The organism is Umezawaea sp. NPDC059074 (assembly GCF_042738955.1).
GTDB lineage: Bacteria > Actinomycetota > Actinomycetes > Mycobacteriales > Pseudonocardiaceae > Umezawaea.
The window spans coordinates 72,937-94,615 of sequence record NZ_JBHYHC010000012.1; the positions used below are offsets into that span (position 1 = coordinate 72,937).

20 protein-coding genes are annotated in these 21,679 nt (G+C 72.6%); 12 read left to right on the forward strand and 8 right to left on the reverse strand.

Going from position 1 to position 21,679, the window contains the following annotated elements; all coding sequences use genetic code 11:
* The first annotated feature begins 41 nt into the window (after nucleotides 1–41).
* Together ACFWW9_RS08830 and ACFWW9_RS08835 are read left to right on the forward strand one after the other, a co-directional pair.
* Nucleotides 42–419, forward strand: coding sequence for a hypothetical protein (locus ACFWW9_RS08830; protein ID WP_390373499.1), 378 nt, complete (start codon nucleotides 42–44; stop codon nucleotides 417–419).
* Nucleotides 420–576: 157 nt separating this feature from the next.
* A complete protein-coding gene (locus ACFWW9_RS08835) occupies nucleotides 577–744 on the forward strand; it encodes a hypothetical protein (RefSeq protein ID WP_390373502.1) in 168 nt (55 codons plus the stop codon).
* A gap of 45 nt (nucleotides 745–789) precedes the next feature.
* Here the strand turns inward: ACFWW9_RS08835 and ACFWW9_RS08840 are convergent, their stop codons facing one another.
* Nucleotides 790–3,021: a LuxR C-terminal-related transcriptional regulator gene (locus ACFWW9_RS08840; RefSeq protein ID WP_390373505.1), complete on the reverse strand. Its 2,232-nt coding sequence runs from the start codon at nucleotides 3,019–3,021 to the stop codon at nucleotides 790–792.
* A gap of 235 nt (nucleotides 3,022–3,256) precedes the next feature.
* Between ACFWW9_RS08840 and ACFWW9_RS08845 the strand changes: the two genes are divergently transcribed.
* Complete coding sequence (locus tag ACFWW9_RS08845) at nucleotides 3,257–3,964, forward strand: IniB N-terminal domain-containing protein (RefSeq protein WP_390373508.1); 708 nt, start codon at nucleotides 3,257–3,259, stop codon at nucleotides 3,962–3,964.
* A gap of 39 nt (nucleotides 3,965–4,003) precedes the next feature.
* Here ACFWW9_RS08845 and ACFWW9_RS08850 read toward each other — a convergent pair whose 3' ends face one another.
* Nucleotides 4,004–6,883 carry a BTAD domain-containing putative transcriptional regulator gene (locus ACFWW9_RS08850; RefSeq protein WP_390373511.1) on the reverse strand — a complete coding sequence of 960 codons (2,880 nt, stop codon included), beginning with the start codon at nucleotides 6,881–6,883 and terminating at the stop codon, nucleotides 4,004–4,006.
* 98 nt (nucleotides 6,884–6,981) lie between these two features.
* Between ACFWW9_RS08850 and ACFWW9_RS08855 the strand changes: the two genes are divergently transcribed.
* A complete protein-coding gene (locus ACFWW9_RS08855; RefSeq protein ID WP_390373514.1) occupies nucleotides 6,982–8,202 on the forward strand; it encodes a hypothetical protein in 1,221 nt (406 codons plus the stop codon).
* A 57-nt stretch (nucleotides 8,203–8,259) separates the two neighbouring features.
* Here the strand turns inward: ACFWW9_RS08855 and ACFWW9_RS08860 are convergent, their stop codons facing one another.
* From ACFWW9_RS08860 to ACFWW9_RS08870, 3 genes are read right to left on the reverse strand one after another with little or no spacing between them, the layout of a single operon-like run.
* A complete protein-coding gene (locus ACFWW9_RS08860) occupies nucleotides 8,260–9,675 on the reverse strand; it encodes a glycoside hydrolase family 19 protein (protein WP_390373517.1) in 1,416 nt (471 codons plus the stop codon).
* Between the two features lie 23 nt (nucleotides 9,676–9,698).
* Nucleotides 9,699–11,033, reverse strand: a complete 1,335-nt coding sequence (locus tag ACFWW9_RS08865; protein ID WP_390373520.1) for a hypothetical protein — start codon at nucleotides 11,031–11,033, stop codon at nucleotides 9,699–9,701.
* Between the two features lie 2 nt (nucleotides 11,034–11,035).
* Complete coding sequence (locus ACFWW9_RS08870) at nucleotides 11,036–11,212, reverse strand: hypothetical protein (RefSeq protein ID WP_390373522.1); 177 nt, start codon at nucleotides 11,210–11,212, stop codon at nucleotides 11,036–11,038.
* Between the two features lie 149 nt (nucleotides 11,213–11,361).
* Between ACFWW9_RS08870 and ACFWW9_RS08875 the strand changes: the two genes are divergently transcribed.
* The 6 genes from ACFWW9_RS08875 (at nucleotide 11,362) to ACFWW9_RS08900 (ending at nucleotide 14,989) form a co-directional block, all read left to right on the forward strand.
* Complete coding sequence (locus tag ACFWW9_RS08875) at nucleotides 11,362–11,901, forward strand: LuxR C-terminal-related transcriptional regulator (protein WP_390373525.1); 540 nt, start codon at nucleotides 11,362–11,364, stop codon at nucleotides 11,899–11,901.
* 220 nt (nucleotides 11,902–12,121) lie between these two features.
* Nucleotides 12,122–12,505: a nuclear transport factor 2 family protein gene (locus ACFWW9_RS08880; protein WP_390373528.1), complete on the forward strand. Its 384-nt coding sequence runs from the start codon at nucleotides 12,122–12,124 to the stop codon at nucleotides 12,503–12,505.
* Nucleotides 12,506–12,603: 98 nt separating this feature from the next.
* Nucleotides 12,604–13,575 (forward strand): alpha/beta hydrolase, encoded by a 972-nt coding sequence (locus ACFWW9_RS08885; protein ID WP_390373530.1) that lies wholly within the window; start codon nucleotides 12,604–12,606, stop codon nucleotides 13,573–13,575.
* Nucleotides 13,576–13,589: 14 nt separating this feature from the next.
* Complete coding sequence (locus tag ACFWW9_RS08890; protein WP_390373532.1) at nucleotides 13,590–13,946, forward strand: nuclear transport factor 2 family protein; 357 nt, start codon at nucleotides 13,590–13,592, stop codon at nucleotides 13,944–13,946.
* A gap of 4 nt (nucleotides 13,947–13,950) precedes the next feature.
* The gene (locus ACFWW9_RS08895) at nucleotides 13,951–14,409 is read left to right on the forward strand and encodes a nuclear transport factor 2 family protein (RefSeq protein ID WP_390373534.1); all 459 of its coding nucleotides are present in this window, start codon (nucleotides 13,951–13,953) and stop codon (nucleotides 14,407–14,409) included.
* 58 nt (nucleotides 14,410–14,467) lie between these two features.
* Nucleotides 14,468–14,989, forward strand: a complete 522-nt coding sequence (locus ACFWW9_RS08900) for a MarR family winged helix-turn-helix transcriptional regulator (protein ID WP_390373537.1) — start codon at nucleotides 14,468–14,470, stop codon at nucleotides 14,987–14,989.
* 7 nt (nucleotides 14,990–14,996) lie between these two features.
* Here ACFWW9_RS08900 and ACFWW9_RS08905 read toward each other — a convergent pair whose 3' ends face one another.
* The 3 genes from ACFWW9_RS08905 to ACFWW9_RS08915 form a co-directional block, all read right to left on the reverse strand.
* The gene (locus ACFWW9_RS08905) at nucleotides 14,997–17,630 is read right to left on the reverse strand and encodes an AAA family ATPase (RefSeq protein ID WP_390373540.1); all 2,634 of its coding nucleotides are present in this window, start codon (nucleotides 17,628–17,630) and stop codon (nucleotides 14,997–14,999) included.
* A gap of 72 nt (nucleotides 17,631–17,702) precedes the next feature.
* Nucleotides 17,703–19,034, reverse strand: a complete 1,332-nt coding sequence (locus tag ACFWW9_RS08910) for an FtsX-like permease family protein (RefSeq protein WP_390373543.1) — start codon at nucleotides 19,032–19,034, stop codon at nucleotides 17,703–17,705.
* Between the two features lie 4 nt (nucleotides 19,035–19,038).
* Entirely contained in the window at nucleotides 19,039–19,770 is a 732-nt protein-coding gene (locus ACFWW9_RS08915) for an ABC transporter ATP-binding protein (protein ID WP_390373545.1), read from the reverse strand.
* A gap of 120 nt (nucleotides 19,771–19,890) precedes the next feature.
* On the opposite strand from ACFWW9_RS08915, the gene ACFWW9_RS08920 reads away from it, so the two are divergent.
* Both ACFWW9_RS08920 and ACFWW9_RS08925 read left to right on the forward strand, forming a co-directional pair.
* A complete protein-coding gene (locus ACFWW9_RS08920; RefSeq protein WP_390373547.1) occupies nucleotides 19,891–20,991 on the forward strand; it encodes a sensor histidine kinase in 1,101 nt (366 codons plus the stop codon).
* Nucleotides 20,988–21,668, forward strand: a complete 681-nt coding sequence (locus ACFWW9_RS08925) for a response regulator (protein WP_390373549.1) — start codon at nucleotides 20,988–20,990, stop codon at nucleotides 21,666–21,668. Before ACFWW9_RS08920 ends, ACFWW9_RS08925 begins: the two co-directional genes overlap by 4 nt.
* Nucleotides 21,669–21,679 lie beyond the last annotated feature (11 nt).

The window sequence follows — 21,679 nt, forward strand, 5'->3', positions numbered from 1 at the left end:
TGTGCTCACTTCGGGAAAGTTCGTCGTGAGGAGCCGAGCGGGTGAGGGCAGTGGCGAACGCGGGCCGATCCCGGCTCCTGCTCGCGTTGCTGCTGGTGCTGCTGGGGGTGAGCGCGCCTGCGGGACCGTCCGTCGGCGGCGGGCACACGGGTGGCCATCGCACTCCGGTGTTCGAGTCGGCGTCGGCCCTTCCGAAGGTGCACGACGACCTCCAGGACCACGTGCGGCTGTTCGCGGTCGTGCGGTCCGTGCAAGGCACGCCGTCGCCGGACACCTGGTGGGCCAAGTACGCGCCCGCGCCCGGCTGGAGCGCCCCGAGCGGCTTCTCGACCACCGGTGAGACCGGTCGAGCGGACATCACGACCGCGATGTCGACCCCGCGGTCCGGTCGTGCCCCACCGCTCCCGCGCACCCTCTGATCCACACCCGGCGCCGGCGTAGCCGCGCCGTTCGCACGCACCCCCGCACGGGCGGTGCGTAGCGCCCTCCCCTCTCGTCGCTGTGCCGTCCCGCCGTGGCTCTGTCGAGCGACGGCGGTCGACGGCGTGCGCCGCCGAAAACCCCGAAGGACTGACCATGTTCCTTGTTTCCGTGGTGCTGCTCGTGCTCGTGGCCCTGGTCGGCATCGGCCTGCTGGGCGCGATGATGGCCAAGGACAAGCCGCTCTACGGCGTTGCGGGACTCGTCGTCCTGGCCGTCCCCGGCGCCCTGCTGGCGATCATGACCACCGCTTTCCAGGGCTGAGCCGCGGCGGCGTCGACCTCGCCGATCGCGACGAGGTCGACGCCGTCAGGTCTCCCCGAGCAGGTCTCCCAGCACGGCCAGCAGGTCCCGCCGCGTGGAGCACCCGAGCTTCTGCCGCATCCTCGTCACGTGGTGCTCCACGGTCTTCCCGGAGATGAACAACCGGTCCCCGACCTGCTTGTACGTCAACCCGTCGAGGACCAGCGCTCCCACTTCCCGTTCGCGTTCGGTGAGCAGCCTGGTCTCGACCTGGTCGGCGGGCGCGAGCCGTCGGGCCACCTCCAGCAGCCGGGTGATCGTCGCCCGGTCGCCGGTCCGGATCGCCGCCTGCCCGGCCAGCCGCGCCGCGTCCCACCGCAACCCCTGCCCGTGCAGCCCGAGCGCGGCCTCCTCCACCGCGTCGGCGTCCACGTCCCCGCGGCTGACGGCGAGCAGGCACCTCGCCGCGGCGGCGACCACCCGGCCCGCCGACGTCCGGTATCGGCCGAGCGCCTCCACCTGGGTGGCGGCGGACTCGCCCGTGACGAGCGCCGCGTGCAGCGCCGACCAGCGCAGCAGCACCGTCCACGCGGGCGGGTCGCCGCAGCGGTCCACCAGGTCCCACGCCAAGTCCAGGTGGCCCGCGACCTGGTGCGCCCGCCCCAGTCGAGCCGCAGCCACGACGATTTCGCCCAGCGGCAGCAGCGTGAACAGGTCGACCGGTTGCCCGAGGAGCGCGTGGTAGGCGTTCTCCCACCCGCGTTCCATCCCCGGCAGGTCGTTGCGCCGCCGGGCGAGGCCGAGTTCCACGGCCGCCGCCAGCAGCGCGTCCCTCGGCTCCGGCCGCGGGCCGCCCAGCCGGTGCTCGGCGTGGGCCAGGTCGCCGGACAGCATCGCCGCCCACGCCGACAGCACCCGGTGCCGGGGCGTGAGAACACCCTTGTCGAGCACCGCCCGCGCCATCGGCAGCTCCACCAGGTGCAGGCACACGTGCGCCGCGACCGCGGCCGGGCTGTCCGGCAGCAGCACGGCCGGCGACTCGGCCGACGCCGCGCCCACCAGCGTCGACAACGCCGTCGCGGGGGCGTTCCCGACCGTGGTCAGCAGGCCCCGCGCCATCCGCCGGGTGATCCCCGCGGCCACCGTCGACGGGGGCGCGGCGGCGTCCAGCACCTCGGCGGCCCGGCGCGGCTCGCCCGTGGCCACGAAGGCGAAGGCGGCGAGGTCGACGGCCTCGGGCCGGTCGACTCCCGCCACGACCTCGGCGGCCCGGCCGAGTTCGCCGCGCCGCGCCAGCACCATCCCCGAGACCAGCGCCCCCGCCGAGCGCACCCGTTCGTCGGCGGAGGAGGCGGCGAGGTCCGCCGCCCGCAACGCCGAGTCCAGGTCGCCGGACAGCGCGTGCGCCTCGGCGGCCAGCGGCGCCAGCTCGACGGCGGACCCGCCGAGGTCGGCCGCGGCGGCCAGGAACCGCACGGCGAGCGCCGGGTCGTCCCGCAGCGCCTCGCTCGCCGCAGCGGCCAGCGTCCCGGCCTGGTCGGCGACCGCGCCGGGCAGGTCGAGCAGCGACGTGGCCAGCGCACGGATCGACTGGCCCCGATCCCGCTGGAGCCGCAGCAGCGTGCGCGCCATCCTGACCCGCTCGTCCACCGGCGTGAGCGCCCGCACCGCGTCGGCCACGACCGGCGGCACCCCGCCGTCCGGCCCGAGGACCCCCGCCGCCCGAGCCGCGTCCACGGCGGAGGCGTCGGTCCCCAGTGCCGAGGCCAGCAGGTCCAGGTCGAGCGGCGCGCCGAGCACGACGGCGAGCAGCACCCGCCGAGCGTCGTCACCAAGACCGTCGACCACGGGGGCCAGCGCGCCGACGGGGTCGGCCGACAGCGCGGCCACCAGGAACGCGGGCACCCCCGCGGTCCGCTCCAGCAGCGCCTCCACCTGCCCGGCCGCGGGCGGGTGCCCCGTGCGTTCGCGCAGGAACTCCTCCACCCGGTCGTGGCCCCACGGGCCGAGCCGGACCCGGACGACCGAGGGTTCGAGTTCCGCGAGCAGCGCGGGCAACCAGGGGTTGGGGGTGGCCCGGTAGGCCACCGCGAGGTCCTCCCCCGCCGCGACGGACGCGACCAGCGCGGCGACGGCCTGCTCCGACAGCGCCTCCGCGTCGTCGACGACCCGCCTGCCCATGGTCGCGACCAGCGTGGACTTGCCGGATCCGGCGGGTCCGACGACCACCACGTGTCTCGCGCGCGAGGCCCGGTCGAGCACTTCGGCGAGAGCGGACGCGGGGGTGGACTGGCACATGCGGCGGGGTTCCTCCTCGACGGGACTGGTCCGACGTTCGTCCCGCCCCCTCTCGGGGGTTCACCCCTGGGGGTGATCTTGGGGCTGATCCCCCGCCCCTAACGCTCTGCGGCCCCGTCCCCCTAACGAGTGACCACGATCGGAACTAGGTGTGTCACCCGATGTGCTGACAGTGACGACAGCCCTAGCGTTTGTCCTCGTAAGACACCCCGATCCACCTCAGGAGCTCACACCGATGGACACGTTCGAGACGCTGCAAGACTTCGCCCTGAACCTGCTGAGCGACCCGCGGGCCCACTCGGCGTTCGAGGCCGACCCCGAGACCGCTCTCCAGGCCGCAGGCCTCGGCGACGTCTCCGCGCTGGACGTGCGGGAGATCCTCCCCCTCGTTCTCGACTACGCCCCGACGCAGGCCGTCGACCTGCTGTCCACCCAGGACGCGCTGTCCGTGCTCGGCGACTCCCCCGTCGGCCTCGACGCGCTGGACACCGACCTCCTGGGCGGCGACGTCCTCGGCGGCGGCAACGTGCTGGGCAACGACGTGCTGGGCGGTGACGTCCTGGGCGGTGCGGGCGTCGGCACGGCCCTCGACGGCGTGCAGGACCTCACCGCGCAGGGCCAGGTGACCGACGTCGTCGGCGACCTGACCTCCGGCGTGGACGCCCTCGACACCACCCACCTGACCAGCGCCGTCCAGGACATCACCGCGGGCGACCTCGACGTGCAGGACGTCCTCGGCGGCGACCTGTCCGGCGTCACCGACAACGCCCTCCACCTGACCGACATCGGCCAGGCCGGTGACGTGCTCAGCGGCGTCGGCCACGTCGGCGACATCACCTCCGGCATCGGCGGCGTCTCGGGCATCGGCGACATCAGCCACGTCGCCGACCTCGGCCACGTGGACGTCGGCGGCATCCTCAACGGCAACGACATCGCGTTCTGACGACACCCGGTGAGCCGGCCGGGGGACGCCCCGGCCGGCTCACCGACCTGTCCGCACGCCCATCTCCCGGTAGTGCCCGGCCGCCTCGTCGGTGTGCCCCAGCCCGTGCAGCGCGTGCGCCAGCTCGATGCGGTAGCCGATCCGCCGCGCCAGCTCCAACGCCTGCTCGAACGACGCGTCGGCGTCGGCCGACCCCAGGTCGCGCTGCACCGAGCCCAGCACGTTCCACGCGCTCGCCAGGTGGTCGACCAGCGAGCCGCGCCGCAGGTCCTCGACCACCTCCGACGCGACCGCCAGCGCCCGTTCCCGGTGCCCGGCCCTGCGATGCCCCGCCGCGAGCTTGATCAGGCCGCGCACGGTGTAGTCGGTGTTGCCGACCTCGCGGGCCAGTTCCAGGCCCTCGTAGAGCGACCGCAACGCCTGTTCGTGGTCGCCCTGCCTGCTCAGGGTCGCGCCGAGCCCGGACAGCACGGACGCCTCCTCGCTGCGTTCGGCGATCTCCCTGCTCCGCGCCAGCGCCTTGCTCAGGTGCGTCCACGCCGTGTCGAGGTCGCCGGTCGCCAGCGCGATGCGGCCCGTGTTGGCGACGCAGATCGCCAGCATGCGGTGGTTCTCGTTGGCGGCGTAGAGGTCCGCGGCGGTCCGGGTGCACTCGTGCGCCAGCGCGTACTCGCCGAGCCGCTGGTGCAGCATCCCCTTGATGCCCAGGGCGTACGCCTCGCCGACCTCGTCGGCCAGTTCGCGGGCGACGTCGAGGTTCCGCGTCGCGTACGCCATCGCCTCGCGGTAGCGGCACGCCATGTAGTACGTGAGCGTGAGCTGCGAGAGGTTCACCGCCTGCGCCCGCGTGTCGCCCAGCCGCCGCACCGCGTCCAGCCCGGCCTCCTGCTGCGCCACGAGTTCGTCGATGCGGTGCGTGATCATCAGGAAGTGGCCGAGGTGGCGGGGCAGGTCCCGGACGTGCCGGTCGGACTCGGTGCGCACGGCGTGCGCGAAGGCCGCGCCGAGGTTGCGGTGCTCGCCGGCGAACCACGCCAGTGCGGTGGGCAGCGTGAACACGTCCGGCATCGACGTCGGCGGGTGCGCGATCTCCGGTTCGGCGCGCCTGCGACCGGGCAGCAGCGCGTCCGCGGCGCGGTCGGCGACGGCGAGGTAGTAGTCGAGCAGCCGCGCGTCGGCCTCCGCCCGCCCGTCGGTGTCGGAGACCAGGCTCAGCGCGTGCTCGCGCAGCAGGTCGTGCAGCCGGAACCGGGCGCGCTCGCGCTGTTCGAGCAGGTGGTGGTCGAGCAGGTCCTCCAGCAGGTCCTCGGCGTCGAGCCGCCGGACGCCGAGCAGCGCCGCGGCCGTGTGCGCGTCGATGTCCACGCCGGGGTACGCGCCCAGCAACCGGAACGCCCGCTGCTGCCCCGTTTCCAGGTAGGCGAAGGACAGCGCGAACGCGGCGGCGACATCGCGGTCGTCGATGGCCAGTTCGGCTAATCGTTGCCGCTCGGTGCGCAGCCGCTCGACGAGGTCCTCGACCGTCCACCGGGGACGGTGGCGCAGCCGGGCTCCCGCGATCCGGACGGCCAGGGGCAGGTACCCGCACAGCGCGACGAGGTCGGCCACGCCTTCGCCGCGGTCCTCGCCGACGACCCGCCGGAACAGCAGTTCGGCGTCGTCCGGCGGCAGCACCTCCAGCGAGAGCGGCGCGGCGCCGTCCAGGTTGGGCAGTCTGCGCCTGCTGGTCACGATGACCGCGCAGCCGGGCGAACCGGGCACGAGCGGGCGCACCTGCGCCGCGTCCACGGCGTTGTCCAGGATCACCAGGGCTTTGCGGCCCGCCATCGCGGTGCGCCACTCGACCACGCGTTCGTCGGCGTCGGCGGGGATCTCCTGCGCGCCGACGCCGATCGACCGCAGCAGCACGCCCAGCGCGGCGTGCGGTTCGACCGGCGACCTGGACGGGGTGAAGCCGTGCAGGTCGACGAACAGCCGCCCGTCCGGGAAGCGGTCGGCCAGCTCGTGGCCCGCCCGCACCGCCAGCGCGGTCTTGCCGACCCCGGCCATGCCGTCGATGGTGACGATCCCGCCGCTGGTCGCGAGCAGCCGCGCCAGCTCGTCCACCCGGCCGGTGAAGTCGGGCAGGTCGAACGGGAGCGAGTCCGGCGCCCTGGTCTCGACGACCGGAGGCGGCGCGGGCACGACGGGCGCGGGGCTGGGGCTCAACCCGGCGTCGGAGCGCAGGATCCGCTCGTACAACGCCTTCAGCTCCGGCCCCGGATCGATGCCGAGGTCGTCGGCGAGCAACCGGCGGCACTCGTCGTAGCGGCGCAGCGCCTCGGCCTGCCTGCCGCACCGGTGCAGCGCGAGGATCAGCAGCCCGACCAGCTTCTCCTGGTACGGGTGCTGGGCGCACAGCGCGGTGAGGTCGCCGACCACCTCGCGGTGCCTGCCGAGGTCCAGCTCGCGTTCGACCCACTCCTCGGCGACGCCCAGGTGCTCCTGCACCAGGCCGTCCCGCAGCCGGTCGATCACCGAGGACCCGGCGACCCCGTCGAACGGCGTGCCCCGCCACAGGGCGAGCGCCTTGAACAGCCCGGCCGCCGGGTCGTCCGACGCCCTGGCCAGCGTCACGAGACGGCGGAACACGTGCAGGTCGACCTCGGCGTCCAGCGCGTAGCCGGGTGAGCGCCGCGCGATGCCGAGCCCGGTCGGCTTGAGGATCTTGCGCAGCCGTGACACGTAGCCGTGCACGAGGCCCCGCCAGTCGCCGGGCGTCTCCTCGCCCCACAGCGCCTCGGCGAGCCGCTCCACGGACACGCCCTGACCGGCGTTGAGCGCGAGCACGGCGAGCACGCAGCGCTGCTGCGGAGCGCCCGCGGCCAGCCGCTCCCCGTCGTGCCAGACCTCGACCGACCCCAGGATTCCGATCTCCATGACGATCACCACACTAGTCGTCCAGGTTTCGTGCAGGTGCCCTGCTTAGGTTTCTCACAGCACCTGATTCCACATCTCACCTGGGGAGACCGGCACCCATGTCCCGACGTCTGTGCGCACTGATCGCCGCGGCGGTCCTGCCTCTGACCACCCTCACCGCCCCGGTCGCGTCGGCCGAGCCGACCAGCGGCCCGGACGCCTGCGCCTACCACGCCGACCAGGCGGGCTTCACCGGCGACGCGCTGGTCGAGGCGATCGCGGTCGGCATGACCGAGTCGCACTGCCGACCCGACGCGACCCACCGCGACGACAACGGCCAGCTCGACCAGGGCTTCTGGCAGATCGGCACGCCCGACGGCAGCCTCAACAGCTGCTACCTGAACCCGGCCTGCAACTCCGAGGTCGCGCACACCATGTACGAGGCGCAGGGCGAGAAGTGGCTGCCGAAGTGGCGGGCGAGCTACGGCACACCGCGCTACCAGGAGTGGCTGCCCGTGGCACGGGAGGCGGCCAAGCCCTACCTGGACCCGAGGATCGGCCGGGTCGGCGTGCTGTCGGGTGGCACGTTGTCGGTGAAGGAGGGCTCGCTCTGGTCGAGTTGGACCACGCAGTTGGGTGGGGTGGCGAAGTTCGAGATCGACGGCAACCGGATCGGCGTGCTGACCACCGGCGGTGACGTGATGGTCAAGGAAGGCGACCTGTTCGCCCAGTGGACCACGCAACTGGGTGGTGCGAAGGACTTCCACCTGGCCGGCGGTCGGATCGGGGTGTTGCGCAACGACGGGTCGCTGGCCGTCAAGGACGGGTCGTTGTGGGCCGGGTGGACGGAGCAGGTCGGTGACGTGAAGGACTTCGACCTGACGGCGAACCGGATCGGGGTGGTGGCGACCACCGGCGAGGTGTCGGTCAAGGAGGGTGACCTGTTCGCGCCGTGGACCCCGCAGGTGGGTGGCGTGAAGGACGTCGAGCTGGCAGGCAACCGGATCGGTGTGCTGCGCGACAACGGGTCGTTGGCGGTCAAGGACGGCACGCTGTGGGCGACTTGGGCCGAGCAGACGAGCGACGTCAGGGACTTCGACATCACGCCCACCCGTGTCGGTGTCGTGCAGAGCGGTGGGCACGTACGGGTCAAGGACGGCGACCTGCACGCCCAGTGGGTCGACCAGCTGGAGCAGGGCGTCGAGATCGAGCTGTCCGGCAACCGCGTGGGCGTTCGGCAGTCCCACGGCGCGTTCCAGGTCAAGGAGGGCACGCTCTGGGCGAGCTGGACCGAGCAGGCCCCCTCGGTCTCCCAGGGTGACCTGACCCACCGCCGCTAGCGACCACGAACGGCGCTCCCCCGGACCTGGGTCCGGGGGAGCGCCCTTGTCGTGTGGTCAGTGGCGGGAGCAGGTGATCTGGGAGTCGGGGACGGGGAGCGAGCCGCCGCTGAAGTAGCGGAGGGCGGACTTGAAGTCGGCGCAACGTTCGGCGTCCTCGGCGGAGCTGGCGAGGTAGCCGACGTAGCGGGAGATCAGGCCCATGTCGTAGTGGTCGGCGGCGTTGTTGGAGTCCGAGCGGGCCACCGTCCAGTACCAGCGGGCGATCGGAGCGCTGTACTGGAGGCTGCGCGCCAACTCGGGGTTGCCGAGCAGGTCGACGCCGAGGTGGGTGCCCGCGCCCCGGTAGTTGCTGTCGGTGGTCAGCTGCATGAAGCCGCGGCCCTGGTAGGGGTGGCCGGTGCCTTCCAGCGCGTTGTAGCGGAACCCGCTCTCGTTGCGCAGGGTCGCGAGGAAGGCGGCCTTGCGCGCCGGGGTGGTGATGCCGCCGCGGACCATCTCGGCGTTCAGGCTCTCCAGCCCCTGTTCGACGGTGCCCGGATCGCCGATCGTGCCGTAGATGTTGCGGAGGTCCTGGAGCGTGACGGCACTCGCGGCGGCAGCGGGTGAACTGAGGTCCGCCGACGTGACGCCACTCGCCTGCTCGGTCCAGGCGGAGAACAGGTCGCCCTCCTTGACGGCGAACGACCCGTTCTCGCGGAGCACGCCCAGCCGGTTGCCGGACAGCTCGATGTCCTTGGCCCCGCCCATCTGGTTGACCCAGCCCGCGAAGAGGTCGCCCTCCTTGGCCGTGGCCTCACCGTTGGCGAAGACGACGCCGATGCGGTTGGCCGTCAACTCGAAGGTGGCGACGTTGCCCGCCTGCTCGGTCCACCCCGCCCACAACGTGCCGTCCTTGACCGCCAACGAACCGTCGTTGCGCAGCACACCGATCCGACCACCGGCCAGCTCGATGTCCTTCGCACCGCCGAGCTGCCCGGTCCACTGGGCGTACAGGTCGCCCTCCTTGACCGTGACCTCGCCGGTGGTGGACACGACCCCGACCCGGTTCGGGGTGAGGTCGAAGTCCTGCACACCACCGGCCTGCTCCGTCCACCCGGCCCACAACGACCCGTCCTTGACCGCCAGCGACCCGTCGTTGCGCAGCACACCGATCCGACCACCGGCCAAGTGGAAGTCCTTCGCACCACCCAACTGCGTGGTCCACTGGGCGAACAGATCGCCTTCCTTGACCATCACGTCACCACCGGTGGTCAGCACGCCGATCCGGTTGCCGTCGATCTCGAACTTCGCCACCCCACCCAACTGCGTCGTCCAACTCGACCAGAGCGAGCCCTCCTTCACCGACAACGTGCCACCCGACAGCACACCGACCCGCGGCCCGGTTTCGGCGGCGTGCGCGGCCGGGGTGGACAGGAACGTGGTGGCGAGCGTGGCCCCGATCAGTGCGACGCCCGCGATCTGCTTCTTCATCTCGATGCCCTTTTCCGGCCGGTTCAGCGGTGGGTGAGGTCAGCGGCGGTGACGGACGAGGCCTGCTCGGTCCACGAGGCGAAGAGCGAGCCTTCCTTCACCGCGAAGGAACCGTCGTTGCGCAGCACCCCGAGACGGTCCGCGGACAGCTCGACGTCCTTCGCGCCGCCCATCTGGTTGACCCAGCCCGCGAAGAGGTCGCCCTCCTTGACGGTGACCTCGCCGTTCGCGAAGACGACCCCGATGCGGTTGTTCGTCATCTCGAAGTTCGCGACGTTGTTCGCCTGCTCGGTCCAGCCGGCCCACAACGTGCCGTCCTTGACCGCCAGCGTTCCGTTGTCGCGCAGCACACCGATCCGGCCGGCGGCCAGCTCGATGTCCTTCGCCCCACCCACCTGCGGGGTCCACGGCGCGAACAGGTCGCCCTCCTTGACCGACACCTCACCGGTGGTGGACACGACACCGATCCGGTTCTGGGTGAGGTCGAAGTCCTTCACGTCACCGACCTGCTCGGTCCACGCCGACCACAACGTGCCGTCCTTCACCGCGAGCGACCCGTTGTTGCGCAGCACACCGATCCGACCACCCGCGAGGTGGAAGTCCTTCGCACCGCCCAGTTGCGTCGTCCACGGCGCGAACAGGTCGCCTTCCTTGACCATCACGTCGCCACTCGTGGTGAGGACACCGATCCGGTTGCCGTCGATCTCGAACTTCGCCACCCCACCCAACTGCGTGGTCCAGCTCGACCAGAGGTTCCCCTCCTTCACCGACAACGTGCCACCCGACAGCACGCCGACCCGGCCGATCTGCTGGGCGGCCTGCGTCCACCAGGACGTCTGCTTGTTCGCGCCCGCCCAGCTGAAGCTGATGTGGACGTGGTCTTGGTGCGGGCTGTCGCCGGTGTACGGCGTCCACCCGGCGTCGGGCCGGTACGCCTCCCAGATCTTGTTGTTCCAGATCACGTACATGACGCCGAGGCGGCGGGCCATCGCGTGCTTGTTGCCGTTCTGGTCGGTCGCCAGCAGCCAGCCGAGGAAGTCCTCCGCCTTGGCCCGGTCCGCGGTGTCGAAGTAGTTGAAGTGGTAGTCGAGCGCGCGGCCCTCGTGGTGCTCGCTGGTGGTGCCGTCGCAGTTGCGGGTGATGCCCGCGGTGTGGTTGCCGTAGGTGGCGTTGAGCAGGTCGCGCACCCCGATCGGGCCCGGCTTGGCCGACGCCTCGCAGGTCTGCTGCCCGTCGTAGGCGGAGTAGGGGTCGATCCCGGCGCCGAAGCTCGGCGTCGTCGGCGCGGCCTGCGCCGAGGCAGTGCCGAGCGCGAGGGCCACGACGACCGCGGCCAGGACGCTCTTGATTCCACGCATGCTTATTCTCCCAAGAATTCGGTCACGATCGACTCTGCGTGTTCCCTGTTGTTGGCCGCTATCAGCACGACCACGTGGGAACCGGATTCATCGACGCGGACCCTCAGGTTCTCCAGCACTGTTCCCCTGAGCGCGTCCGGATCGATGTTCGCTTTCAACTTTCTCTCGACCAGGAACATCGTGGGGCAAATACTGCCGGGCTCGACAACGCTGGAACAAGACTTCCAGGCCGTCCGGAAATGCCCTGGCCGGATCAGGACAAGGCCGTCCAGGTTCCGTCCAGGTTCGCCAAGGGTGTCGTGCAGGTCGCTCGAATAGCGTTTCCGGCATGCGTACCGGAGATGTGCAGGAATTGGTCATGCGGGCACGGACCGAGATCGTACTGTGCCTGTCGAACGGAGCCGACGACCTCGTCGACCTCCACTTCCTCCCGCGGGGAACCCCCGTGCGCGTCCTCTACCCCGACGCCGTGGACCGCGCCTCAGTACCCGTCTTCCTGCGCGGCGACGACCAGGTCCGCGTCTGTGCCGCCCTTCCCACCAGCCTCGTCCTCTGCGACGACACCGCCGTGTTCCCCGGCCCCACCACCATCACGACCCCGGAAACCGTCACCCTGCTGAAGGCTTGGTTCGACCACCTGTGGGCGAGCGCCATGTCCGCCGACACCCGCAGTGCGGACGGTTTGACCGACCAGGAAAGAACAATCCTGCGCCTACTGGCCGGCGGCGTAACCGACGACGCCGCAGCGGCCAGACTCGGCACGTCCGCGAGATCGGTGCGCCGAGTGATGGCAGGCGTGATGGGACGACTCGGAGCACGCAGCCGTTTCCAGGCCGGACAACTGGCGGCACGGCGTGGCTGGCTGTAGCGGCGAATTCGAACAACGCCCTTTGAAGTAAGTTCTTGTCACCCCTCGGCGAGCATGGATGACGTGACGCTATTCCACTTCCCATTCGAAGGAGTTTCACTGCGGAGACCGGGACGAGTTCCGTGTCCGTGATCGGTCTGGGGTTGGTGGCCTCGGCGCTCGCGGGCGCGTATCTCCAAGCGGGGTACAGGACCTCGGTGTCCGGCGCTAGCGTGCGGCCATGGACGAGACCTCGCGAACCCGGCGGATCGCTCAGGAGTACGTGGACCGCACCGAGCGGCGTGACTGGGACGGGCTGGGTGCCCTGCTGGTCGAGGACGTGGTGTACGAGATGCCGCAGACCAGGGAACGCTTCCACGGGCGGGCGACGTTGTTGCGGTTCAACCAGGAGTACCCCGGTGACTGGCACCTGCGGATGCGGCGGGTCGTCGCCGACGGCCCGCACGCGGCGTTGTGGCTCGACGCGCGGGTCGGCGAGGAGGAGATGGCCGCCTGCGTGTGGTTGGAGGTGTCCGAGGACGGGCTGATCAGCCGGGTCACCGACTACTGGCCGGAGGCCTACGAGCCGCCCGCCGACCGGGGATTTCCCGTCGAGCGCTACTAGCTCGGAGTCATTTGACTGATGTGCCGGTGCTCGGTGGGGCCGCAGGATCGTGTCGAGTCGTCCGCGCGGTGCGGGCGTTCGACCGTGAGGGGCCGCAGTTGTCGACCGAGCCGGTGAAGCCGTTCCTGGAGCCGATCGCGCGGGCGTTCGCCGACGCCAACGCCACGCCGCCGTTCCTCTACCAGCTCACGCCGGAGGAGGGGCGCAAGATCGTCGACGGGGTGCAGGCCGATCCGGCGCACGTGCCGTTGAAGGTCGAAGCGGCCGACCTGACGGTCGACGGCGGCCCCACCGGGAGCGTCCGCCTGCGGATCGTGCGGCCCGCCGGGGCGACCGGCGTGCTGCCCGTGGTGCTGTACTGCCACGGTCTGGGCTGGGTGTTCGGCGGTCCGCGGACCCACGACCGGCTCGTCCGCGAACTGGCGGTCGGGACCGGTGCCGCGGTCGTGTTCCCCGACTACGACCTGTCCCCGGAAGCCAAGTACCCCACCGCGGTCGAACAGATCTACGCCGCCGCGGAGTGGATCGCCGCGCACGGCGCGGAGGAGCGGTTGGACCCCGCGCGCGTCGCCGTGGCCGGTGACTCCGTCGGCGGCAACATGGCCACGGTGACCACCATCCTGGCGAAGCAGCGCGGTGGCGTGGCGTTCGCGGGCCAACTGCTCTACTACCCGGTGACCGACGCGACCTTCGACACAGGGTCGTACCACCAGTTCGCAGAAGGCTACTTCCTCGCCCGCGAAGGCATGAAGTGGTTCTGGGACCAGTACACCACCGATCCCGCGCAGCGCGCCGAGATCACGGCCTCACCGCTGCGGGCGTCGTTGGACGAGCTGTCCGGACTGCCCGAGGCGCTCGTGGTCGTCGCCGAGGCCGACGTGCTGCGCGACGAGGGTGAGGCCTACGCCGCCAAGCTGCGCGAGGCGGGCGTTCCGGTGACCGCCGTCCGCTACGGCGGGATTGTGCACGACTTCGTCGGCCTGGAACCGCTGCGCCGCACGTTCGCGGCGGAGAGCGCCATCGCGCTCGGCATCGCCTTCCTGTCCCGCGTGCTCGGCACCACCCGATGAGGAGAGGTCTTCCCGTGGCCACGATCGACCAGCTCATGCACGCCAACCTGCTCGAGGTCTTCGGCGAGCGCGACCCCGAGCGCAGGCGGGCCGCCATCGCCCGCACCTACGCCCCCGACGTCGAGTTCTCCGATCCCGAGGAAACGGTGACCGGCCACGACGCGCTCCACGCGAAAGCCGAGGCGATCCTGGCCGGAGCGCCCGACTTCGCCTTCTCCCCCGGCGGCCCGCTCCACGTCGTCCACGACCTCGGCTACCTGCCGTGGCACTTCGGTCCGGCGGACGGCCCGCCCGCCGTCCGCGGAGTGGACATCGCCCTGGTCCGGGACGGTCTCATCGCGAGCGTCTACACCCTCCTGCTGACGGACTGACGGCGTGTCAGCGGACATCGAGGAACTGGTCGACCGGCTGGCGATCCGCGACCTGGTCGACGCCTACGCCCACCACGCCGACCGGAAGGACCCGGACGGGCAGGCGGACGTCTTCACCGCCGACGGCGTGGTCCGGCTGTTCGAAGGGGACCCGACGACCTCGGAGCCGGTGGGGACGGTCACCGGGCGAGCCGCGTTGGCGTCCACGTTCGCGGACCTGGTGAGCCGGTACGACGCCACGACCTACCTCAACGGCCAGAGCACCGTGACCGTCACCGGGGACACCGCGACGGGCGAGACGTACTGCATGGCGCACCACCTCCTGCACGACAACGGGGAGAGGGTGTTGCTGACGATGGCCATCCGGTACCTGGACGGCTTCGAACGCACGCCGGAAGGCTGGCGGATCGCCCGGCGCGACCTGGTGTTCGACTGGACGGAGCGCCGACCGTCCTCGGCGTGACCTGGCCATCGCGTCGGGGCCTACGATGGGGGCCGGTCGTGCGTCGAAGGGTGGCTGCGTGTCGTTCGAACCCGATGCCGACCCGCTCTCGGACGTGCGGCAGGAGACGTGGTTCGCCTACATGAGGGTCATGCTGCGCCTCAACTACGAGATGAACCGGCAGCTCCAGGCCGACAGCGACCTCTCGTTGCAGGACTACGACGTGCTCAACGCCTTGGCGGACTCCCCCGACTCCCGGTTGCGGCTGACCGCGCTCGCCGCCCGGATCGGGCTGGAGCGGACCCGCCTGTCCCACCACCTCCAGCGGATGGCGGGCCGGGGGCTCGTGGAGAGGACGGCGTCCACGGAGGACGGACGTGCCGTCGACGTCGTCCTCACCGAGGCCGGGCTGGGCGTGCTGCGGGCGGCGACGCCGGGGCACGTGGCGCTGGTGCGGCGGATGTTCTTCGACGGCCTGGACGACGACCTGGTCGACCCCCTGCACACGGCGTTGGAGCAGATCCACGAGCAGGTCGTCACGCACGGCACGCTCCCCCGGCCCGGCCAGTGGCAGCACCGGTGGCCGGAGCACAACGGCTGACCGACCGTCAGGGTGCGGCGTCCCGCAGCGCTCTCGCCAGCTGCGCCCGGCTCGTGACGCCGAGTTTCGGGAACACGCGGTACAGGTGCGCGCCGACGGTCCGGTGCGAGAGGAACACGCGTTCCGCGATCTCCTTGTTGCTCAACCCCGCCGCCGCCAGTCCGGCGATCTGCGCCTCCTGAGGCGTGAGGTTCGCGCCCGCGGCCGAACGCGGTGGCGTCACGCCCGCCGCGCGCAGTTCCGCCGCGGCGCGATCGGCCCACCCCTGCGCTCCGCGAGTGGTGAACAACCGGACCGCCTCGGCCAACTGCTCCCGCGCCTCGACAACGCGACGCCCACGGCGCAACCACTCGCCGTAGGCGAGCCGGGTCCGAGCCAGTTCCAGGACGGCGGGGCTGTCCAGTCCGGCCGCCACGGCGCTCTCGAACCGGTCGACGGGGTCTGAACCCACCAGGGCGTGACCGCGGTGGACGAGCATCCACAGGTGGGGCGAGTCGAACGCGGAGGCGTCGCGCTCGGCGTCGGCGAGCGCCCGCACGGCGGTGTCCGTCCGTCCGGAGTGGACGGCCGCCTCCACGATGTCCCCCAACGCCCACAGGCTTGTCGTGCGGTGCACCTCCACGCCCGCCAAGTGCGCCGACGCGTCGCGGAACCGGCGCTGCCGCAACGCCGAGACGCCCGCCGCCCAGTGCCCACGTGCCGTCGTCGAGATCCACCGCACCTCGCACGGCTGGGCCAGGCTGCGCTCGTGCGCCCTCGCGGTCTCGACGTCGTCACCGCGCCACGCGTGCGCCACCGCGCCGGACGCGGCAGCGGCGGCGGCCACCGACGACAGGCCGAGGTCGGTCGCCGTCCGCTCGGCCCGCGCCGCGTCGGCGGCTCCGTCCCGGACCTCGCCGACGAGCACCCGGACGCACGCCAGCCACGCGAGCGCGTGGCTCCCGTCGGCTTCGGCGTGGCGCAACCGGTCGCGGCACGCGAGGAAGCTCCGGTGAGCCGCCCCCAGGTCGTGCAGGAGTTCGGCCAGCAGACCCGCGCTGAGCAGCACTCCGGCGTCGGTGGTCGAGGGCGGCAGGAGGTCGCGCGGCCGGGACGCACGGCCCAGCAGCCCCAGCGCGATCTGCCGGAGAGGTTCCCCCGACTCCTCGACGTTCTCCAGTTCGGCGAGGATCGCCTGCCCGCCGTCGCGTTCGTGGGGCAGCACGACCTCGCGGACCGCGGCGGCCCAGAGCAGGGCGGTCTGCTCGGCGGGATGGTCCGCGAGGTGCCGGACCACGCTCAACACGCCGTCCCCACTCGCCGGAAGGCCCGCCATCAGCGCGTTGACGATGTCGGTCGTCGCCAACCGGACGACGACCGCGGGGTCCTCCGCGAGGGGCAGCGCTTCCGCCACCACGCGCTGGGCCAGGCGGGGCAGGCCCGCCTGGCGAGCCACCTCGGCCGTGGCCGCCAGTCGGCGCACCCGGCACGCGACGTCCGGCGACAGGTCGGCGGCGCGGCGCAGCACCGCCGCCGCTTCCGCTCGCGCGCCCCGGCTCACCGCGCGGGACGCGGCGGCCTCCAGCTCCGCGGCCAGCGCTTCGTCACGACCGGTGGCGGCGACCGACCGGTGCCACGCGGCGCGCAGCGGGTCCCGCGCCACCGCCGCCAGGGCGAGGTGCGCGCGGCCGCGTTCGGCGGTCGACGCCGCCCGGTACACGACCGACCGCAACAACGACCGGCGCACGCGGACCCGATCGCCGTCCACGTCGACGTGACCACCGCGTTCGAGGGGGTCCAGGTCGTCGGCGGACAGGCCCAGCCCGGCCGCGGCCGTCAGGAGGTCGGTCACGGTGAGGTCCTGGTCCGCCGCCGCCAGCAGCAACAGGGTCCTCGACGAGGCGGGCAGGTCCGCGACCTGGCCGAGGTGCGCCTGTTCCAGCCGTGGGGTCGTGCGCACGGGGAACTCCGCGTCGCCGGGCGGGAGCGACGCCAACTCCCGCAGCGCCAAGGGGTTGCCCATCGCTTCGCGGAGCACGTGGTTCCGGGTGGCCTCGTCCAGGTGTGGGGCGGTAGCTGCCAGCAGCGCCGTGGAGTCCTCGTGGGACAAGGGTTCCAGGACCAGGTGCTCGGCGGGGACGGTGCCCAGGGCGGACCGGGCCGTGAGGACGAGCAGGATCGGACCGCCGGTCAGCCTGCGGGCAAGGAACGTGAGCACGTCGGCGCTGGGGCGGTCGAGCCACTGGAGGTCCTCCACGACGAGCAGCACCTTCGTGGTGGCGGCGACCTCCTCCAGCAGCGCGAGCACGGCGACGCCGATCCCGAGGTGCTCGGGCGGCGGCCCGTCCTCCACGGCGAACGCCCGGCGCAGCACCCCGCGCTGCCGCGGCGTCAGTGCTTCGACGCGGGGCAGCACGGGGTGCAGCAGTTCGTGCAGCGCGGTGAACCCGGTGGGCGACTCCCCCTCGTGACCCGCGCACCGCAGCACCAGGAAACCCACCGCGTGGTCCGACGCCGCCTCGACGAGGGCCGTTTTCCCGATGCCCGCCTCGCCCGTCACCACGACCACGGCACCGCTGTCGGTCGTGGCGTCGATCGCGTCCCTCAGCCGGTCGAGGTCACGGCCGCGGCCGACCAGCGGGGTCTGCTTGCTGACGAGCACTCGTGTCCAAACTGCCGTCGGGAACGGCTCACCGCCAGATTAGGAGACATGTCACCTATCTGCAAGCCGGGGTCATTCGGCCGCCAGGACGCGCGGCACCGCTTCCCGCAGGGCGTGCGCGGCGGGTGCGGTGGTCGCCAGGAGTGTGAGGACCAGTCCGAGCGCGGCGACGAGACCGACGGCCGGAGCGGCGAAGACCCACTCCCCGGCGGCCCACCCGCCCGCCACGCTCGTGACCAGCACCGCGGCCGACCCGAGCAGGACGGCCGTGCCCACGTAGATCACGGCCTCCCCCGCGGCGATGGCGAGCACTGTCGCCCTGGTGCCGCCCGCGGCCTGGACGAGCGCGATCTCCCGTTCCCGGCCACGGCCGGACATGAAGATCGTTCCGGCGGAGCCGAGCACCGCGAGCAGCAGCGGACCGCCGATCAGCAGCACCGCGGCGCCCGCGGACACCCCCGGCGGCGCCTCTCCGGTCCGCGCCGCGATCACCGCCCCCGCCGTGCGGTTCGCCGTGTAGAGCCCGCCCGCGAGCGCCACCGCGACCATCAGCGGACTGATCGCCGCGGCGCTGCGCCCGGCGTTGTACGAGGTCGACTCGCGGGCGAGGAACCACGCCGCCGACGAGGTCGCGGGCACGACCGCCGTCCAGAGCAGCACGAACCGGTGGAACAGCAGCGGGCCGACGGCGGCGAACAGGCCCGCCGTCAACGGGGCGAGCAGCATGAGCGGCACCGAGAGCTTGTCCGGGGCCGTCGTCGGCAAGCTCGTGACGAGACCGGTCACCGCGGCCGCGAGGAGCACGGCGGTCAACGCTCGTGAGGCGGTCATCCGCCGCCGTGGGAGGTCCGGTTCCCGCAGCGCGTGCAGGACCGGCGCGGCACCAGCCCGCAGCGCCCCGCGCACCCCGCCGAGCACGACGACCATCGTCACGAACAGGACCGCGGAGGCCGCCGCGACCAGGCCGAACGACGGTTCGATGCCGTCGAGGCCCGACGACCCCGTCAAGGAGAAGCGGAAGAACGCGGGCAGCACCGGGACCACGACCGCGCAGCCCGCCACCGCGCCCGCCAGCGCCACGAGCACCACCTGCGCCACGACGACGCCCGTGACCTGCGCTGGTCGGACGCCGATCAGCAGCCACAGCGCGTAGCCGCGTTGGCGCAGCGCCACGGCGAGGGTCGTCGTCGCGCCCAGCACGACGATCGCGGTCACGGCGGTGAACACGAGCACCGTGCCGCTGATGGCGTAGAGGGCGAGACCGGCGTTGCCGCCGATCCGCGCCGCGGTCTGGACCTCGGCGGCGGCCACCGCGGCCACCGCGCCAGTCGCCGCGGCGATGAGCAGGGTCCCGAGCCACACCCTGGCGCCCGCGAGCAGGTCGCTGAAGATCAGCTTCAGCACGGCGCTACCCCCTGACCCCGGCGTGGGCGATCGCCTCGGACACGGTGGCGGCGTCCGGGCGGACCAGCTCGCGGTGCACGAGCCCGTCGCGCAACACCAGCACCCGGTCCGCGCCGGCCGCGGCCTCCACGTCGTGGGTCACCATCACGACCGAGCGCCCGTCGGACGCCGCGCGGCGCAGCAGGGCCAGGACCCTCGCGCCCGACTCGGTGTCGAGGGCGCCGGTGGGCTCGTCGGCGAACACCACGTCCGGCCGCACGGCCAGGACCCTGGCCACCGCCACCCGCTGCCGCTGCCCGCCGGACAGCGCCGACGGCCGGAACCCGGCGCGGTCGGCCAACCCGACGTCGGCCAGCGCCCGGTCCACCTCGGCGGCGTCGACCCGGCGCTTGGCCAGCCGCGCGGGCAGGGCGACGTTCTCGCGCGCGGTCAACGACGGGATGAGGTTGTAGTCCTGGAAGATGAACCCCAGGTGGTCGCGGCGCAGCTCCGCGAGGGCGCCGCGCCCGAGCGCCTCCAGTCCGCGCCCCAGTACGCGGACCGTGCCCGACGTGGCGGGCTCCAGGCCCGACAGGCAGTAGAGCAGGGTCGACTTGCCCGACCCGCTCGGTCCGACGACGGCCAGCACCTCGCCGCGCCGGACGGACAGGGAGATCCCGCGCAGCACGGGGACGGCGCCTCCCGCGCCGGGGAAGGACTTGCCGAGGTCGCGCACTTCGATGAGGTCACTGGTCATGCTCCGGTCCCGTGGTCGTCTGGTAGAGGTGACGATCATGGCCGGCGGGCGCGGCGGCCGAATCCTGTTCGCGGAGGAGGCCGGGTCCTCCTCCAGGAGGACGCGCCCTACTCTGCTCGGGTGGAATCACGTCGGACGTGGTGGTCGCGGGCCGCGACCTCCGTCCCCCCGTGGGTGGTGGACGCGTGCGTGCTCGTCCTCGCCGTGGCAGCCAGCGGCGCGGCCCCGTTGGAGCCGTGGCGGGTCCGGTTCGAGGCGCCCTGGTTCTCCTCGCTCGCCCTGCTGGTCGCCGCGGGCTCCCTGCTCTGGCGCGTCCGACGTCCGGAAGCCGTGTTCGCGCTGTGCGTCGCCGTGAACGCGGCGCACCTGCTCGTGGTGCGGGACCCGGAGTCCACCACCGGCTTGAGCACGTACCTCGCCTCCTACGCGCTGGCGGCGCACGGGCGTCCGCCCACGAGGTGGCTGCTCGCCGTGGCCGGAGCGGTCCCGCTGGCGTGGGGGTTCGCCGGAGTCCTGGGCTCCCCCGCGATCGCCCTGGTCGCGGGCGTCGCCGTGATCGGCGTCCCCTGGCTGGTGGGCGACTCGGTCCGGTCCAGGCGGCGGCGCACGCGGGTGGAGCACGAGCTGGTGGCGGCACGGGCCGTGGCGGACGAGCGCACCAGGATCGCGCGCGACCTGCACGACGTGGTCGCCCACCACGTGAGCGTGGTCGGCGCGCAGGCCGGAGCGGCGCGGTTGACGCTGGACGCCGATCCCGAGGGCGCGCGCCGGGCGTTGCGGACCATCGAGGAGACCAGCAGGCACGCCCTGGAGGAGATGCGGCAGATGCTCGGCGCGCTGCGTGCCGAGCGGACGCCGGGATTGGAGGACCTGGTGGCGCACTTCCGCGACGCGGGACTGCCGGTGCGACTGGAGGTCGACTCGCCGATGCCGGAAGCGCTGGGCGCGACCGCCTACCGCGTCGTCGAGCAGTCGTTGACCAACGTGCTGGAGCACGCGGGCCTGGTGTCGACCTCCGTGGTCGTCCGGTCCGCCGGTTCCGGGGTCGACATCGTCGTGGAGAACGAGGGGCCCGCGGTCGTGTCCGTCGGCTCCCGGCGCGGGCACGGCGTGGCGGGCATGCGGGAGCGGGTCGCACTGCTCTCCGGCACCTTGGCCACCGGCCCGCGCCCCGGTGGCGGCTACCGGGTCCACGCCCGCCTGCCCGGAGGTGGCTCGTGATCCGCGTCCTGATCGCCGACGACCAACCCCTGATGCGCGGGGCGTTGCGCACGGTGGTCGAGAGCCAGCCGGACCTGGAGTGGGTGGGCGAGGCGGCCGACGGCCGGGAAGCGGTGGCGCTGGCGCTGCGGCTGCGCCCGGACGTGGCCGTGGTCGACATCCGCATGCCGAAGCTCGACGGCCTCGCCGCGGTCCGGGAACTCGCCCGCGCGGGCGTCACGACCGCCGAGTCCAGCCCCGTGCGCGTGCTCGTCCTGACCACGTTCGACCTGGACGAGTACGTGCACGAGGCGTTGCGCGCGGGCGCGTCGGGCTTCCTGATCAAGACCGCGCCGCCCGAGGACATCCTCGCCGCCATCCGCGTGATCGCCTCCGGCGAAGCCCTGCTCGGCCCGACGGTGACCACCCGGCTGATCGAGCGGTTCCGCGCGGAGGCCGAACCCCACCCGGCTCGAGCGGAGGCGTTGCGCCTGCTCACGAAACGCGAGTCGGAAGTCCTGGAAGGACTGGCGCGGGGCCGGTCGAACGGCGAGATCGCCAGGGACCTGCGCATCGGCGAGACGACGGTCAAGACCCACGTCTCCCGGATCCTGGACAAGCTCGACCTCCGCGACCGCGTGCACGCCGTCGTCTTCGCCTACGAGGCAGGCCTCGTCACACCGGGCTCGTCGTCCTGACCCACCACAGT